We start from the raw sequence: 16168 nt of genomic DNA, 5'->3' as shown, positions 1-16168 counted from the left end.
CTCCATGCACGGGGAGCACGGCATGAGCATGCGTCAACGTCCACTTTCCATCGCGCTGCGCGCACTGCTGATCGGTGGCGGCGCACTGCTGTCCTGCAGCCCATTGTCGGCGCAGAACGCGACGACGCCGGATGCGTCCAAACCGGCCGATGCCGCACCGAAAAAAACCACCCAGCTGGGCAACATCACGGTGACTGCGCAAAGCCGCAGCCAGGAAATGCAGTCGGTGCCGATTCCGCTGCAAATCGTCACCGCGAAACAGATCGATACGTTGGCGGCCACCGACCTCAGCAAGATGAGTCTGTTCGTGCCGGGCCTTGTGGCCAGCGCAGATCAGCCGACCCAGCCGAGATACGAATTGCGCGGCATCAGCACCGATGATTTCGGCGTCGGCACCGAGTCGGCCGTCGGCGTGTACATCGATGGCGTCTACGCCGCTCGCTCCGGCGGTGCGCTGCTGGCTTTCAACGACATCAAGCGGATCGAAGTGCTGAAGGGTCCGCAAGGCACGCTGTTCGGCCGCAACGCCGCGGCGGGCGCGATCTCGATCATCACCAACGAACCGAGCGACCAGTTCGAGGCGAAAGCACGCGTGCGTTTCGGCAACTACGGCCGCGAGTACGGAGACGCGCTGCTCAACCTGCCGATCAACAAGGACATGGCACTGCGCGTGAGCGTGCTCGACAACCAGAGCGACGGCTGGGTGAAAGACGCCGCCACCGGCAAGGCCTACGGCAAGGACAACGATTGGGGCACGCGGGTCGCATACCGCTGGAACGTCACGCCCGACACACGTGTTCTGCTGTCATGGGATCACGAAAAACTCAATCAGCCGCCGCAACCGGCGTTCGGTCTGGTGCCGCTGTCAAACGATCCGCAGCAACGCGCGCCGTTCCCGGCCGACCCGTCGACCTATCTCAACCCGCTGCATGCGCCGCTCTACAACGATGCGGTGGGCGCGGCCGAAACGCGGCGCTTCGATGGCTCGACGCTGTCGATCGATCATTCCTTCAGCTGGGGCAGCCTCACCTCCACCACCGCATGGCGCAACTTCGACACGTTCAACCGTGGCGATTACGACGGCACCAATCACATCGTCGACTACCTCGACACCACCAACATCGAGCACAACAACAGCTGGTATCAGGAATTCAAACTCAGCGGCAATACGGACCTGATCGACTGGGTCGCCGGCACCAGCTACTACCAGGAGCAGGCGCGCCAGACCAGCCAGACCAACGTGTTCACCGACAGCGTCGACACGCTGGCGCAAAACGTGCTCGGCGCCGGCACGCCGCTGGCCGACATCACCCAGGCACTGCAGTCGTTTGGACTTCCATTCAATCTACTTGGCGATCCGTGGCGCGAACAGATCAACAACACCGGCCACTTCAAGGCGTTCGCCGCATTCGGCGACGTGATCTGGCATTTGAACGACCGCCTCAACCTGACCACTGGCGTGCGCTTCACCCGCGATCAGAAAGAGTTCACCTGGTTCAATCCACCGCGTCAGGCGGACGCGTTCGACCAGACCATCGCCGCGCTCAAGAGCAATGCGGTAGACGGCGTGCCGATCTATGACCTGCTGCCGCCGGAAGCGCAAGGTGCGCTGGACGCATTCAGCCAGAACCTGATCTTCAACGGCGCCAGTGGCGCGCCGGTCGGCGTGCTGGTCAAGAGCAAGGACAGCTGGAACGACCTGAGCCCGCGCGCCGTACTCGACTACAAGTTCACACCGGACACGATGGGCTACGTGTCGGTGACCAAGGGCTACAAGGCCGGCGGCTACAACAGCGTGCAGATCGGCTCGCACTTCGCGCCGGAAAAAGTGTGGAATTACGAAGCCGGCATCAAGACGGTATTCCCCGACCAGAACCTGCTGTTCAACGCATCGACCTATTACTACCGCTACGACAATCGTCAGGCGCTGACGCTCGATCCGAACAGCGCAGGTTCCGGCGTGCCGCGCTATCTGGTCAGCAGCAGCAACCAGCAAGCCAGTGGTGCGGAGCTCGAGATGCAGTGGCAGCCGGTAAGCGCACTGCGCCTGGGCCTCACAGGCGCGTACATCGATGCCACCTACCGCGATGCGATTGCGCCGTCGGGTGTGAGCCTGAATGGCCAGCCCACCGGGGAGCCGAAGCTGTCGTTCGCCACCACGATGGCCTACACATGGCAGAACGTGGCGAACGGCGAACTCGAGTTCGACCTCAGCTACGCGTATCGCGGCAAGTCGCGCTGCAATCTTGATTCTCAGCTGCAGGGCACCTGCGAGATCAGCCCCAACTTCAGTGTCGGCTCGTCGCAGAACCGCGCGGACGCGCGGCTGGACTGGCGCGCCCCGGGCGATCGCTGGGGCGTGGCGGCTTATGTCACCAACCTCGCCGACCGCCGCTACGTGACGGGTGTGAACAACATCACCGAAAGCGTTTTCGGCACGCCGTACGCGAACATCACGCCGCCGCGCATGTGGGGCATGGAATTGCGTGTCAAGCTCTGACGCCATGAACGACAACGCCCCACTTGTTTCGTCACTGCAACGCCTGCGTGCCGCGCACGGACACGATCCGTCGCCTGCGTGGACGGTGCGTGCGAAACGCCTGCGCGCGATGGAAGCAGTGTTGCGGGATCATCGCGATGCGATCGTCGAGGCGATCAACGCAGACTTCGGTTGTCGCCCGCGCGAAGAAACCGAATTGCTGGAAATCTATCCGAGCCTTTCGGCGATACGTCACGCGCTGAGCAAAGGCAAAGGCTGGATGAAGCCGCGCCGATCGCTGGCTGGCCTGCTGTTTCTGCCCGGCCGAAATGAACTACGACCGCAGCCGCTCGGTGTCGTGGGCATCATCGTGCCGTGGAACTATCCGCTCTATCTGGCCGTCGGACCGCTGGTCGATGCGCTGGTCGCGGGCAATCGCGCGATGGTCAAGATGAGCGAATTCACGCCGCGCTTCTCCGCGTTGTTCGCCGAACTCGTGGACAAGCATTTTGAAGCCGACGAGATCGTCGTGGTCAACGGCGACACTGACGTGGCGCAGGCGTTTTCGTCACTTCCGTTCGATCACCTGCTGTTTACCGGATCCACCGCGATAGGCCATCACGTGATGCGCGCGGCCTCGGCCAACCTCACGCCGGTGACGCTGGAACTGGGCGGCAAATCGCCGGCGATCATCGGTCCCGGCGCACGCTTCGAACATGCCGTGGAACGCATCGTGTTCGGCAAGCTCGTCAACGCCGGACAGACCTGCATTGCACCGGATTACGTATTGCTGCCGCGCGCGCGCATCGACGAATTCATCGATGTTGCCGGACGCGTGGTGTCGCGTTTGTATCCGCAAATGGCACCGGGCGCGCAGTACGCCAGCATCGTTTCCGATCGCCAGTACCAGCGACTCGCTGCGCTGCGCGATACCGCATTGGCCGATGGTGCGCAGGTGCACCGGCTCGGCGATGCGGGCGACGACCCATCGCGCCGCCTGCTCGCCCCGCAGCTGCTCAGCAACGTCAACGACGGCATGAACGTGATGCGCGAGGAAATCTTCGGCCCGCTGCTGCCGCTGGTGCCGTATGACACGCTGGACGAAGCGGTCGCCTATGTCGCGGCACATGCGCATCCGCTGGCGCTGTATCTGTTCGAGGAAGACCGCGCGCTCATCGACGACGTGTTGTCGCGCACCGTGGCCGGCGGCGTCAGCGTCAACGACACGCTGTATCACATCGCCCAGCATGGCCTGCCGTTTGGTGGCGTCGGTGCGTCGGGCATGGGCGGCTATCACGGCGAGGCCGGGTTCCGCACGTTCTCGCACATGAAACCGGTATTTCGCCAGGCGCGTTTCAACGGTGTGGGCTTGTTGAACCCGCCTTATGGCGCACGCTTTCGGCGCATGCTGGAACTGATGCTCAAACGCGGCTGATCGATGGCAGATACAAGAAAGCCTCCCTTGCGGGAGGCTTTCATTTGGACGTCTATTTGTACCGCAGCATACTAGAACTTGTACTGCGCCGACAGGCTCAGCAGGTTGCCGTAGTCGTCCGAGGAACCGGTCAGCACGTCGCCGGTCGGGCTCACTGCGCCATCGATGTGCGCCTTGTTGACGAAGATGTGCGCATATGAAGCGTTGATCTCGAAATGATCGTTCGCTTTGTAGCCGATACCAATGGTGGCCAGCTTGCGGGTTTCGTCCGGCACGCGCGGCTCGCGGTAGGTGTTGTCGGTGGGCGTGGTATCCAGCGCCAGGCCGGCGCGCAGGGTGAGCTGATCGGTGACGTAATAGTCACCACCGACCGAGGCGTACCAGCTGTTCTTCCAGTTGAAATTCTGCACACTCTCGGGCTGCGCTGGATTGCTGTAGGTCACCGAGAGCGTCTTGAACGAATTCCACTGGGTCCAGGCCACGTCCGCGCCGAGGCCGAACTTTTCCGCCTGATGCCAGTAGCTGAAGCTCGTCGACGCCGGGGTGTCGAACGGTGCGGTGCCGTCCGTGTGCGTGAAGGGCATGCCGCCACCGAGCAGTGGCGCCACGGCGGGATTGGACAAAAGCGCAACGACGTTGTCCGGTACCTGATAGTTGGCGGTGCCGTGCAGCGTGTGAGAGATCTTCGAACGGTAGTTGAATGCCAGACGGTCGTTCGGCGTGACCTTCCAGTAAGCGCCTGCCTGCCAGCCGTATGCCCAGTCGTCACCGTTGATGCGCGCGTAACCATCCGTGCCCGGCGGCACCACGGCACCGACCTGTGCGGCCAGCGCCTGCGCCACCTGCGGGCTGATCTGCCCGGCAGCAGCGGCCTGCTGGATCAACCCGAGGCCAACCATGTTGAAGTTGATCGCGTTGGTCAGCGTGGCACTGGTTTTCTGCGCGATGAAGCTGGCGCCGAGGCTGAAATTATCCGTGACGTCGAACGAGCCGGACACGGTCGCATCGAGCGACTCGAACTTGGACTTGATCGTGTTGTAACGACCGACCCAGTCCTTGTCGTATTCGGTCTGGAAACCGAACGGCACGGAGAGGCCCAAGCCCAGATGCGCGCGATCGCCGATCTTGGTAGCGAAGAAAAGCGAAGGCACCGGAAGCGTGGTGCCGGCGTCACCGCCGTTGCCGCCACCGATCGGGCGACCCAGTGCGTCATTCGCGGTGCCGTGGAACTGCGAGCCGAAATTGATGGCGGTGACGTCGGCCTGGAAGTAGGTTCCATCCAGATCCATCATCGCGGCGGGATTGTTGACGACCACGGAAACGTCGCCGCCCGCGGTAGCCGAGCCCGCATACGCGCGGCCCATGCCCTTGGCGCTGTCTTCCTTCAGCTGGAAGGCGCTGGCAGTGGCGCGGTTCGGTACGACAAGCGCGCCGACGATGGCAACGCTCAACGCAGCGAGCGTGAGCGAACGGGCAACGCCCTTGGTGGAACGGAAAGACTTGTGCATCGCTTGCTCCTGCTTATCGTAATTCGGCCCGGGTGGAGTGCCCGGGCTCGGACGTGGATTCATACGCGCGTTTGAAGCCCGTGCGCGGCACTTTGCCCGCTCGTCCAAGGTGTTGCAAGTGCAGGCGCAGCAAATTTTTAACGAATGCCGGCCATGCCCGCCACCCGCGATCTGGCGCGACGCAGGGCGCAGAATCCGGCCGTCGCTGTTAACCTCGTGGACCTGTCGGCATCCCGTCGCTGCGCTCGTCCATCGGAGTCGCCATGCAATGCTTTGTCTACGCCAGCCTGCGCAAGAACGACAGTTATCTGTGGCTCTCGCGGCGCGATGGTTTCGAGGTGCTTTCCGAATCACTCGCGCTGCTGTTGGGTGAATTGCGCTTCGTGCTCGAAGTTCAACTTGACGATCAGCGCAAACTCCCCGTCGAGGATGCGGCAATGATTGTCGAACACCTGCGCACCCAGGGTTGGCATTTGCAATTACCGCCGCAGGAAACGCTGGCTGCGGCGAATCATCTTGCCTATCAGCACACCGTTCGCGACGACCGCGACGAATGAACGCTGATGTCGACGCATAACACTCGCACACCGTGTGTACCGAGTTAACGCCAGGTTACCGTCTGGCGACTCAACGATTTCTATACTGTGCCAATGACCCAGCCCAAATCGCGTCGCCGCCCTCCTCTTCTGCAAGCGTTTGCCTGGTTCATTCCCGGCTTGATCGCGGTCGCGCTCGCCGGACTGATGACGAACCCGCTGACGTTGATTCCGCTGCTGGTCGCCAACGCACTGACCATGGCGGCGGTATGCCACGCGATCGGCTTCGATCCCGAGCCGCGTTTTGGTCGCACGGTGATGCGCCGTGGTGCAGCGCATCTGGTGATGTTCACCGGCTACACCGTGCTTGTGTTCGTGCTGGTCGCGTGGCCGATGTTGCAACTGAGCCACACACCGAGTCTCGGTGCCGCGCTGACGTTGGCCGCGACATTGGCGCTGGCGCTGGTCGCGTTGTGGCGTTTGTGGCCCGCTTACGGACTGGTGTTTGTCTGGGACGACGCTTACCCGACGCAACGCGATGGTTCGTGGATCTTCACCGCCACGTTGCGCAGCATGGCGTTCGGGCGGCATCTTTCGCGCGAGGAACGTTTCTTCAGTCATTTCCTGCCGGCTGCGTTGTCGCTGCTGGTGCTGGCATTCGGCGCCATTGCGCTCACCGGGCTCTATGGCGTGCTGCCCTCCGAGCTGCGCATCGCAGCGCTGGCCATCTATGCCGTGGTGTTGTTGCCACTTGCCTGCCTGATCATCGCCAATCGCACATTGCGCGCGCTGCTTTCCGAGCGACGCAGCGGACACAAGTCCGATCTCGCGATGCCGGTCGCTGCGGTCAAGGTCGCGCCGGTTGTGGTCGCGCTGAGCGAACAGGAGCGCACCGCCGGCACGCCCGAGCAGGCCGAAGCGCTGCTCGCTGCGACACGCGATGGTGATATCGATCGCGCGCTCGCACTCGTTGAAGCGGGTGCCGATCCCGACACCGCGCCCAACGCGGACGATCGCGATCAGCGGCCGGTATTGATGCTCGCCGCGCTGCTGCCGGATACGCGATTGCTGCGTGCACTCATCGCCAAGGGCGCGAACGTGAATCGCACCAGCGGCGGCATCACGCCGTTGCTCGCGGCAACGCGCGATAGCTGGCATGGACGTGCCGAAGCGGTGCTGACTCTGCTTGCCAACGGCGCCAGCCCCTTGATCGCCGATGGCGAAGGCAATACCGCCATGCACGGTGCCGTACTTAGCGGCGATGCCGGCGTGGCGGCGATGCTGCTGGACTCCGCCGCGCCGCTCAATGTGCAGAACAAGGCCGGTATCACGCCGCTGGCCGCCGCGTGCCGAGCCGCAAACTGGCCGCTGGTGAAATTCCTGCTGGAGCACGGCGCGAAGCCGGTGAGCCCCGGCGGTGAACCCGCACTCGTCGCCGCAGCCAGCATTGCCGACGACGATGTCACCGGCGTCAAGCTGCTGCTCAAGCATCGCGCCGCGATCAACGCGGTCGACGCGCGGCATCGTCATGCGCTGCTCGGTGCCGCTGCAGAAGGCCACGAACAAATTGCGCGCGCACTTTGCGCTGCGGGTGCCGACATCACGCTCGCCGATCAACGCGGCAGCACCGCGTTGATGGAAGCCGCGCGTGCTGGCTCGCATGGCATCGTGGCGCTGCTGGCGCAATCGCAACCGGATGCACGATTGCGCGATCACCACGGCCGCGACGCGCTTACTCTCGCCTGCCAGTCGCCGCACGCTCACGCCGATACGGTGCGCGCCCTGCTCGCCCTGGGCGCAGAACCGAAAACGCCCGGTGGTGATGGACGCAGCGCGCTCGACCACGCCACCGCCGCCGGACGCTGGGATCTGGTTGCGTTGCTCGATCCCGACACACCATTGCCGGCCAGCCACAGCCGTGATCTCCTCGCCGACGGCGCCGACACGCCATCGCATCTGCTGGACGCGTTGCGCTTCGGGCACTGGGCGATCGTCTCGGGTTTTTCCGAACGCGTTCGCGAATGGCCGCAGGCACAGCTCGCTCAGCTATACATGGAGCTGGCGGCGCCAGGCCTGAGCACAGGTCGTCGATGGTTGCTCGAACACGGGCTCGATGCCGAGGCGCGCCTGCAATCGATCACCACGAACGACGCAGACGAGGCAAGTACGCAAACGACCTCGCTCATCGGTCGTCGACTCTTCGACGCGTTGTTGCAACAACTGCCGAACGCCACCGAAGCACTGGACGATCTGCTGCAGGCCGGCGCCACACCGGCGGGCGCGGGCCTGCTCGCGCAGGCGCTGGCGCGCTTGAACGGCTCGGCCCAAGGCGCCGCACTGCCGATCCATCTGCTCGAACGTGGCGCCGATCCCTTTGGTCCCGATGCGCGAGATCGCACGCCGCTGCATCTCGCCGTGACCAACGGGCAGATCGAACTGGTGAACGCGTTGCTGGCCCGCGGCTGTGATCCGAACACGCGCGATCGCGACGGACGTACGCCGTTGTTTGCCGCGCTCGAACATGGCGCGAGTGCACTGCCGTTCGTGCGCGCATTGATCGCGCACGGCGCACATCCCGAGGCCGCCGATGCCAACGGCGAAACGCCGCTGGGCCTGGCGCTGGAACATCCCGAAGTGGAGCGCTGGTTGAACTGGCGCGACTGGCCGCGACCGCATCGCGCGCTGCGCCCCGATGATCTGCCCGCGGCCGCAAGCGCCGGCGCGCTCGCCACCGTGCAGCGATTGCTCGAACTCGGCTTTGCCGTCGACACGCGTGACGATCAGGGTGCCACCGCATTGCTGCGTGCATGCGGCGCAGGTCATCGTGACGTCGCCGCTTGCCTGCTGGATTCTGGTGCGGATGCGTCGCTCGCTGCACGCACCGGCGTCACGCCGCTGGCGGCGGCGGTCGCCGCGCGTCGCGAGGCGCTGGTCGGCCTGTTGCTGGAGCACCACGTTGCGATAGAACAACGGCTGCCCAACGACGCAACCGTACTGATGGTTGCCGCGGCGATGGGTTACCCGGAAATTGTCGACCTGCTGCTCGGCGCGAACGCGGAAGTGGACGCGGTGGACGCGAGCGGGCGCACCGCGCTGCACGCAGCAGCGCAATTCGGTTTCGAACACAACGACAGCCTGCGAGCGCGCCGGTTGTTCGATGCTTTGCTCAAGCGCGGTGCCGATATCAATCGCGCCGACGCCGAAGGAAAAACACCGTTGTTGTTGCTGCTCGGCGCGCAACTTCGCCCTGGCAGTGATTGCGATGCCACGCACATCGGCGCGCTCGTGCCGTTGCTGCTGGAAGCCGGCGCGACGGTGGGACACGCTGACCAGCGCGGAGTCACAGCACTGCACGCCTGCGCCATGCATGCGTTGTTGCCGCCGGCTCGCGTATTGCTGTCTCGCGGCGCGGATCGGAACGCCGCCGATGCCTTCGGCCGCACCGCGGCGGATGTCGCGCGGCAACTTGGTTACATCGACATCGCTCACGAACTCGCCGCACGCAGCGGTGCGATTCCCAGCGTTCGTCAAACCTTGCGCCAACCGGCGCAACCCGCAGACTGAAGGCTCCGCGCAATGTGCGCCGCATCGCTCAGGGTTGATCCGGCGCGACTTCGCCCTTCTCGCGATCGCGTTCCGCGCCCGGCTCGGCATCGGCTTCGAACAACTGCTCCAGATCCTTCAGCGCATCCATCGTGCTCTGGATCAACTGCGTCTCGTCGTCGTAAACCAGCGACTGTTTTTTCAGCAAATCTTCGTCATAACGACGGAAGCGCTCGATCCGGTCGATCGCCATTTCCGGCGAAAGCCCAAGTGCCTGCAGCGTCTTGCGCGTCATCTTGAGGCTGGAGTGAAACGTCTCGCGCACCGGCTCTTCCACGCCCATGTCCATCAGGCGGAACACGTGCTGGCGATTGCGCGCACGCGCAACAATCTTCAGATGCGGATACTGCCGACGAACCACGCGGGCGGTGCGCAAACTTGCTTCCGGATCGTCGATGGCGATCACGAATACCTCGGCCTTGTCGGCCTGCGCGGCGCGCAGTAATTCCGGTCGCGCTGGATCGCCGAAGAACAGATTGACGGTGCCGAAGCGGCGCGAGAAATCCACCTGTTCCACCGAATGCTCGAGCGCCACGAAAGGAATTTTCTGCGCGCGCAGAACGCGGGCGACGATCTGCCCCATGCGACCAAAACCGGCGATGATCACTCGCGGCACGTCGGTATCAATGGTGTCGAACTCGCGCGTCGATTTCTTAGGCTTCACGTCGAGCATTTTCGCCGCGAGCACGACCAGCAGCGGCGTCAACGCCATCGACAAGGTGATCGCCAGCACCAGTGCATCGCGCTGGCCAACCGCAATCAGTTGTGATTCCGCCGCCTGCTTGAGCAGCACGAATGCGAATTCACCGCCGCATGCGAGTAACACGATCAGCCGCAATGTGTCGGACCGATTGAGTCCGCCGAGCACGCGGCCGAGCGGCCACAACAAGACCGCCTTCAACAACAGCAACGCACCGACCAGGCCGAACACGAGGCCGGGCTGATGCAGCAGCAGCGACAGATCCATCGACATGCCGACGCTGATGAAAAACAGACCCAGCAGCAAACCCTTGAAAGGCTCGATATGCGATTCGAGATCATGCCGATATTCCGAATCGGCCAGCAGCACACCCGCAAGAAACGCGCCGAGCGTGGCAGACACGCCGGCCAGCTCCATGATCAGCGACACACCCATGACCACCAGCAACGCCGTGGCGGTGGAAACCTCGACCGAATCGGCGCGTGCCACAAAACGAAACACCGGCCGCAACAGATAACGACCGCCGACGATCACCGCAACGATCACGCCGACCGTGCGGCCCACCGCCATCAAATCAAAACCATGCGTGCCCGAGGAAGACGCCAGCAACGGCACCGCGGCGATCAGCGGAATCGCCGCGAGATCCTGAAACAGAAGGATCGAGAACACCTGTCGCCCGTAAGCCGATGCAGCCTCTTTGCGCTCGGCGAGTATCTGCAAGCCGAACGCGGTGGAAGACAGCGCCAGACTGCCACCCACAATCGCTGCTGCGTTACCCGACAATCCGAACAGCCAGTACGCCGCCGCGCCGATCGCCACGCTGCAACTGACGACCTGCAACAAACCCATGCCGAACACCGAACGCCGCATCACCCACAGACGTTGTGGCGACAATTCCAGGCCAATCACGAACAGCATCAGCACCACACCGAATTCGGAAATTGCCGCGACGCCTTCGGTATCGCTGATCAGACGCAACACCTGCGGCCCGATCACCACGCCAGCCAGCAGATAACCCAGCACGGAGCCAAGTCGAAAGCGCTTGGTCAACGGCACCGCGATCACGGTGGCCAGCAGGAACACCACGGCGGTCTGCAAAAAGTTGTGACCGGCCATGGATGGCGCTCCGGATCGGGAAGGTTCGATTATTTCATGCTGACCGCAGCTGTGCCGTGCATGCAGAGATCTGACGATGTCGACGGCGCGTTGAAACAAACAGGCCCGCACATGGCGGGCCCGTTTGCAACGACGACCGATCGGTCGACCAGTGCCGACTTACTTCTTCGGCGCTTCCTTCAATCCGCGGTTTTCGAGCATCGGTTCGATCTGCGGATCCTGCCCACGCCAGTCCTTGTAGAGCTTGGCGAGTTCCACGGTGTTGCCGCGCGAGAGCACCATCGCGCGGAAGCGGTCACCGTTTTCGCGGGTGAGGCCGCCGTGTTGTGTGAACCCGACGAAGGCATCGTCGGCGAGCATCTGCGTCCACAGGTAGGCGTAGTAGCCGGCGGCGTAACCGTTGCCCCAGATGTGCTGGAAATAGCTGGAGCGATAACGTGGCGGCACATAGCTGAGATCAATTTTTTCTTTCTTCAGCGCGGCGGCTTCGAAGGTGTCGGCATCCTGCAGTGGCGCATCGGCCGCCAGCGAGTGCCAGTTCATGTCGAGCAGCGCGGCCGATACCAGCTCGGTCATGTTGTAGCCGGAGTTGAACTTGCCGGCCTTGGTCATCTTGTCGACCAGCGGTTGCGGCATCGGCTCGCCGGTCTTGTAGTTCTTCGCGTAGTGCGCGAACACTTTCGGATCGGTGGCCCAGTGTTCGTTGAACTGCGAGGGGAACTCGACGAAATCACGCGCGGTATTGGCGCCTGACAACCTCGGGTATTGCGAGTCGGCAAACATGCCGTGCAGCGCGTGACCGAATTCGTGGAACATGGTGATCACGTCGTCGAACGACAGCAGCGCAGGTTGCCCTGCCGATGGCTTGCTGAAATTGGCGACGTTGTAGATCACCGGTTTCTGGCCGAGCAGTTTGGACTGCGTGACCAGGTTGTCCATCCACGCGCCGCCGCCCTTGTTGTCGCGCTTGAAGTAGTCGCAATAGAACAGCGCCATCGAGGTGCCGTCCTTGTCGAACACTTCGAACACGCGCACGTCCGGCTGATACACCGGGATGTCCTTGCGCTCCTTGAAGGTGATTCCGTAAAGCTGGTTGGCGGCATAGAACACGCCGTTCTGCAGCACGTTGTCCAGCTCGAAGTACGGCTTGATCTGGCTTTCGTCGAGATCGTATTTCGCCTTGCGCACCTGCTCGGCATAGAAATTCCAGTCCCACGGCGCTACCTTGAAACCACCATGCTGCTTGTCGATGACGGCCTGGATGTCCTTCGACTCTGCCTGTGCCCGCGCGGTGGCGGCGGGCACGAGTTTCTCCATGAAGGAGATCGCCGTTTCCGGCGTCTTGGCCATCTGGTCGTCGAGCTTCCACGCAGCGTAGTTCGGGAAGCCGATCAGCTTCGCCTGCTCGGCGCGAATCTGCGCGATACGCTCGATGATCTTGCGCGTGTCGTTGGCGTCACCTGTTTCCGAACGACCCCACGACGCATCGAACAAGGCCTTGCGCGTGGCGCGATCGGTCAGGTCCTGCAGCTGCGGCTGTTGCGTGGTGTTCTGCAACGGCAACACCCACTTGCCGTCGAGCTTTCGATCTTTCGCGGCTTGCGCGGCATCGTTGATTTCCGCATCGGACAATCCGGCGAGCTTCGCCTTGTCGTCCACCACCAATGCAGCGTCCTTGGTCGCAGCCAGCAACTTGTTGGTGAACTGCGTGGTCAGCGTGGATTCTTCGCCGTTGAGCGCCTTGAGTTTCGTCTTGTCCGCTTCGGAAAGTTTCGCGCCAGCGTGCACGAAATCCTGATAGATCACATCGAGCAGTCGATCCGATTCCGGATCGAGCTTCAGCGTGGCGCGTTGGTTGTAGATGGCTTCGACACGTTTGAACAACTTGTCGTCGAGGTGGATCGCATCGGAATGTGCAGCGAGCTTTGGCGCTTCTTCCTCCTGCACTTTCTGCAGCGCGTCGTCGGTGTTGGCGCCGGTCACGGTGTCGAAGGACTGGCGTACGCGCTTGAGCATCGCGCCGGATTTCTCCATCGCGACGATGGTGTTCTCGAATGTCGGCGCATCCTGGTTGCCGGCGATCTTCTCGATCTCGGCCATGTGCTGGCGCATGCCTTCCTCGATCGCCGGCTGGTAATCGCCGTCCTTGATCTTGTCGAACGGCGGCGCCTGGAATGGCAAGGTACTGGCGGCGAAGAAGGGGTTGCTGGTCATGGCGGTGGCGGCCGGAGCGGCGCTGCTGGCTACCGCCGTCGAGGCAGCCGGTGCAGGCGGATTGGCGGTGTTCTGCAGCGACTGGGAACAGGCGGCGAGGGCCGCCGTGGTGGCGATCACGATCGCGCGAAGACGAAGCATCGGTATTTCCCCTTGGGTGGGTTCGAGGTCGACAGGCAAGTCACAACTGGCCGACTGTACCGACAAGCCGCGGGACTTTCCAAACCCATCGACCCGCAACTCATCGCACGAGCGACGAGCGCGATCAGGCTGCGCGCATGTCGCGCAACTGCCATGCCGATCCGATCAACAGGTACAGCCGGTGCCGCACCACGCTCATCGGCAGGCTGGTGACGAGGTCGACTTCGGTGTGCAGGTCGGCGACTTTTGCGTGCACTTCGGCATCCGCATCGGTGACCGCCAGGCTCGTATCCACCGCGTCCGGATCGGGCTGCGCTGCGCGCCAGCGCTGGAATAATTCATCGCCACGCAGCGCCTGTTGCAGCGCCGACGCAAAATCGTTCGGTCCGGCGCCGTCGTAGGCAAAGCGCGGATCGTCGCCGCGTGCGCGACCGAGATCGGCGATGGAGAGGTAATAGTGATTGCGTGCCATGAGCGGCTCCGACGGGGAATACGAGCCCATGAAAACACGGGCGATGTGAAGTTCAGTCCAACGCGGCGATGGCTTCGCGCAAATGGATTGCAACGTCTTCCGGCAATCCGCCATGCGGCAGCACGCCGAGGCACGGCGCGGAAATCAAATCACGCAGCGTGGCGAGATTTTCTTCTTGCGCATCCATCGCCGGATCGATGCGATTGCCGATCCAGCCGAGCAGCCGACAACCATCGGCTTCGATCGCGCGCGCGGTCAGCAACGCATGGTTTATGCAGCCCAGGCGCACGCCGATCACCAGGATCACCGGCAGTTGCCACTGCATCGGAATATCCGACGCGAACAACAGCGGTGCCAACGGCACGCGCCAACCGCCGACGCCTTCGACCACGACGCATTCGTACTTTGCTGCAAGCTGATCGAATGCAGCGCGCATCGGCGATAGCGAAATCGTGATGCCGTCGTGCACCGCCGCAAGATGCGGTGACAACGGATCGCGCAGCGCGACCGGATTGATCGACGCATAAGCAGGCGAACCGCTGCTGGCCGCCTGCAAGGCCAGCGCGTCGTCATTGCGCAAACCTTGCGCCGTGGATGCGCAGCCGCTGGCGACCGGTTTCATGCCACAGCTTTCATGACCTGCGGCGCGCAGTGCATGCAGCAGCGCGCATGACGCATGCGTCTTGCCGATGCCGGTATCGGTGCCGGCGATGAAAACAGCGGAATGCGTCATGCAGGCTGGTAACGCCGGCGAAAAATTTTCAGGATCGGACCGGTCAACATCATCAGGAAATAGAGGTAGCCCGGCAGTGCCCACAGCCAGGGCGGCGTGTTATCGGGAAGAATCATGGCGACCACCGCCGAGAGCAAACCAAGCGCAGCCGGCACACTCCACGTCACCGATTCGATCAGCGGCTTGAACGCGTCCTGCCCCGATGCTTTGGCGATCTGCGCCGCATGTCGGAACAACAGCACCAGCGTGCCAGACATGCAGGCGTAAGCGAGGCCGTAGGTGGCGAACACTGCGCGCACATCGGTGGATGTCGTCATGCTGAATTCCGGCGACAGCGAACCGCCGCTGAGCGCATTGCACATGCTCGCGTAAACCATGTGTACCGGGTAGACAAAGATCAGCGCGAAAAAAACCAGCACCAGCGAAAACACCAGGCCGCGTTTGGTATTGCGCGTGCAACTATGGCGCCAGCGCACATGGCCGTGCCACATGGTCGCGATCTGCGCGAAGCACAGCGCCGACGCGGGAATGTCGCGCAGCAAATGCAGAAGCTTCGCGCTGCCGTCGGGAATCGTGTCGCCACCGATCGCCAGCAACGTCAGCGTGAATGCGAACACGCCATCAACGAATGCATCCAGTCGTCCCGCTTCGATGCCTTCGCGTCGCTCGATCAGACTCATGTTTCAACCCCGATTGGCCCTCGGCGCATAATACGGACTTTGCCGCCGGACCCGTCGCATGTTTGAAGTGAAATCGCAGCCCTACGCCAGCAAGCGCGAACACTACGACGACCTCGTGCAGCAGGTGCGTGGACTGCTCGCCGGCGAGTCGAGCCTGATCGCCAACGCCGCGAACTTCAGCGCGCTGATCTACCACAGCCTGCCCGACGTGAACTGGGCCGGCTTCTATCTGTACGACGGCACCGAACTCGTCGTCGGCCCGTTCCAGGGCAAGCCCGCATGCATCCGCATCGCACTCGGACGAGGTGTTTGCGGCACGGCTGCGCAATCCCGCCAGACGCAACTCGTGCGTGACGTGAACGCCTTCGAAGGCCACATCGCCTGCGACGCCGCTTCTCAATCAGAAGTCGTGGTGCCGCTGGTGAAAGCCGGCGGCACGTTGCTGGGTGTGTGGGACGTGGATAGCCCGGTGATCGACCGATTCGACGATGAGGATCGTGAGGGGATGGAGAAGCTTTGCGCGGTTTTTATGGAGTCGGTGCGCGGGTGAC

11 protein-coding genes are annotated in these 16168 nt (G+C 63.0%); 5 read left to right on the top strand and 6 right to left on the bottom strand.

The annotated features are described in order from the left end of the window. Positions 1-22: 22 nt before the first annotated feature. Positions 23-2500 carry a TonB-dependent receptor gene (locus tag GSQ73_RS07630; protein WP_158882684.1) on the top strand — a complete coding sequence of 826 codons (2478 nt, stop codon included), beginning with the start codon at positions 23-25 and terminating at the stop codon, positions 2498-2500. Positions 2501-2504: 4 nt separating this feature from the next. Beyond that, positions 2505-3914, top strand: a complete 1410-nt coding sequence (locus tag GSQ73_RS07625) for a coniferyl aldehyde dehydrogenase (RefSeq protein WP_158882682.1) — start codon at positions 2505-2507, stop codon at positions 3912-3914. 71 nt (positions 3915-3985) lie between these two features. On the opposite strand, the gene GSQ73_RS07620 is transcribed toward GSQ73_RS07625, so the two are convergent. Further along, on the bottom strand, positions 3986-5422 hold the full coding sequence (locus GSQ73_RS07620; protein WP_158882680.1) for an outer membrane protein transport protein: 1437 nt from the start codon (positions 5420-5422) through the stop codon (positions 3986-3988). A gap of 263 nt (positions 5423-5685) precedes the next feature. Here GSQ73_RS07620 and GSQ73_RS07615 point away from each other — a divergent pair, with 263 nt between their 5' ends. Continuing rightward, positions 5686-5979 (top strand): YcgL domain-containing protein, encoded by a 294-nt coding sequence (locus GSQ73_RS07615; protein WP_158882678.1) that lies wholly within the window; start codon positions 5686-5688, stop codon positions 5977-5979. A gap of 93 nt (positions 5980-6072) precedes the next feature. Then, positions 6073-9522 (top strand): ankyrin repeat domain-containing protein, encoded by a 3450-nt coding sequence (locus GSQ73_RS07610; RefSeq protein WP_158882676.1) that lies wholly within the window; start codon positions 6073-6075, stop codon positions 9520-9522. 28 nt (positions 9523-9550) lie between these two features. Here GSQ73_RS07610 and GSQ73_RS07605 read toward each other — a convergent pair whose 3' ends face one another. The 5 genes from GSQ73_RS07605 to GSQ73_RS07585 form a co-directional block, all read right to left on the bottom strand. Then, positions 9551-11377, bottom strand: a complete 1827-nt coding sequence (locus GSQ73_RS07605; protein ID WP_158882674.1) for a monovalent cation:proton antiporter-2 (CPA2) family protein — start codon at positions 11375-11377, stop codon at positions 9551-9553. Positions 11378-11536: 159 nt separating this feature from the next. After that, complete coding sequence (dcp, locus tag GSQ73_RS07600; protein WP_158882672.1) at positions 11537-13732, bottom strand: peptidyl-dipeptidase Dcp; 2196 nt, start codon at positions 13730-13732, stop codon at positions 11537-11539. Between the two features lie 124 nt (positions 13733-13856). After that, positions 13857-14204 carry a hypothetical protein gene (locus tag GSQ73_RS07595; protein ID WP_158882670.1) on the bottom strand — a complete coding sequence of 116 codons (348 nt, stop codon included), beginning with the start codon at positions 14202-14204 and terminating at the stop codon, positions 13857-13859. 52 nt (positions 14205-14256) lie between these two features. Continuing rightward, positions 14257-14937, bottom strand: a complete 681-nt coding sequence (gene bioD, locus GSQ73_RS07590) for a dethiobiotin synthase (RefSeq protein WP_158882668.1) — start codon at positions 14935-14937, stop codon at positions 14257-14259. Then, positions 14934-15617, bottom strand: coding sequence for a TMEM175 family protein (locus tag GSQ73_RS07585; protein WP_158882666.1), 684 nt, complete (start codon positions 15615-15617; stop codon positions 14934-14936). Before GSQ73_RS07585 ends, bioD begins: the two co-directional genes overlap by 4 nt. Before the next feature lie 58 nt (positions 15618-15675). On the opposite strand from GSQ73_RS07585, the gene GSQ73_RS07580 reads away from it, so the two are divergent. After that, complete coding sequence (locus GSQ73_RS07580) at positions 15676-16167, top strand: GAF domain-containing protein (protein ID WP_158882664.1); 492 nt, start codon at positions 15676-15678, stop codon at positions 16165-16167. The last annotated feature ends 1 nt before the right edge of the window (position 16168 follow it).

It is taken from the genome of Rhodanobacter sp. L36 (assembly GCF_009765755.1).
GTDB lineage: Bacteria > Pseudomonadota > Gammaproteobacteria > Xanthomonadales > Rhodanobacteraceae > Rhodanobacter.
Note: the sequence above shows the minus strand (reverse complement) of the source record. Positions and strands in the feature narration are given on the sequence as shown.

Bases quoted from the DNA above. Each gene is read 5' to 3' on its own strand.
- GSQ73_RS07585 (WP_158882666.1), bottom strand. From the start codon at position 15,617: ATGAGTCTGATCGAGCGACGCGAAGGCATCGAAGCGGGACGACTGGAT.
- GSQ73_RS07580 (WP_158882664.1), top strand. From the start codon at position 15,676: ATGTTTGAAGTGAAATCGCAGCCCTACGCCAGCAAGCGCGAACACTAC.
- GSQ73_RS07630 (WP_158882684.1), top strand. From the start codon at position 23: ATGAGCATGCGTCAACGTCCACTTTCCATCGCGCTGCGCGCACTGCTG.
- dcp (WP_158882672.1), bottom strand. From the start codon at position 13,732: ATGCTTCGTCTTCGCGCGATCGTGATCGCCACCACGGCGGCCCTCGCC.
- GSQ73_RS07610 (WP_158882676.1), top strand. From the start codon at position 6,073: ATGACCCAGCCCAAATCGCGTCGCCGCCCTCCTCTTCTGCAAGCGTTT.
- GSQ73_RS07620 (WP_158882680.1), bottom strand. From the start codon at position 5,422: ATGCACAAGTCTTTCCGTTCCACCAAGGGCGTTGCCCGTTCGCTCACG.
- GSQ73_RS07625 (WP_158882682.1), top strand. From the start codon at position 2,505: ATGAACGACAACGCCCCACTTGTTTCGTCACTGCAACGCCTGCGTGCC.
- GSQ73_RS07605 (WP_158882674.1), bottom strand. From the start codon at position 11,377: ATGGCCGGTCACAACTTTTTGCAGACCGCCGTGGTGTTCCTGCTGGCC.
- bioD (WP_158882668.1), bottom strand. From the start codon at position 14,937: ATGACGCATTCCGCTGTTTTCATCGCCGGCACCGATACCGGCATCGGC.
- GSQ73_RS07615 (WP_158882678.1), top strand. From the start codon at position 5,686: ATGCAATGCTTTGTCTACGCCAGCCTGCGCAAGAACGACAGTTATCTG.
- GSQ73_RS07595 (WP_158882670.1), bottom strand. From the start codon at position 14,204: ATGGCACGCAATCACTATTACCTCTCCATCGCCGATCTCGGTCGCGCA.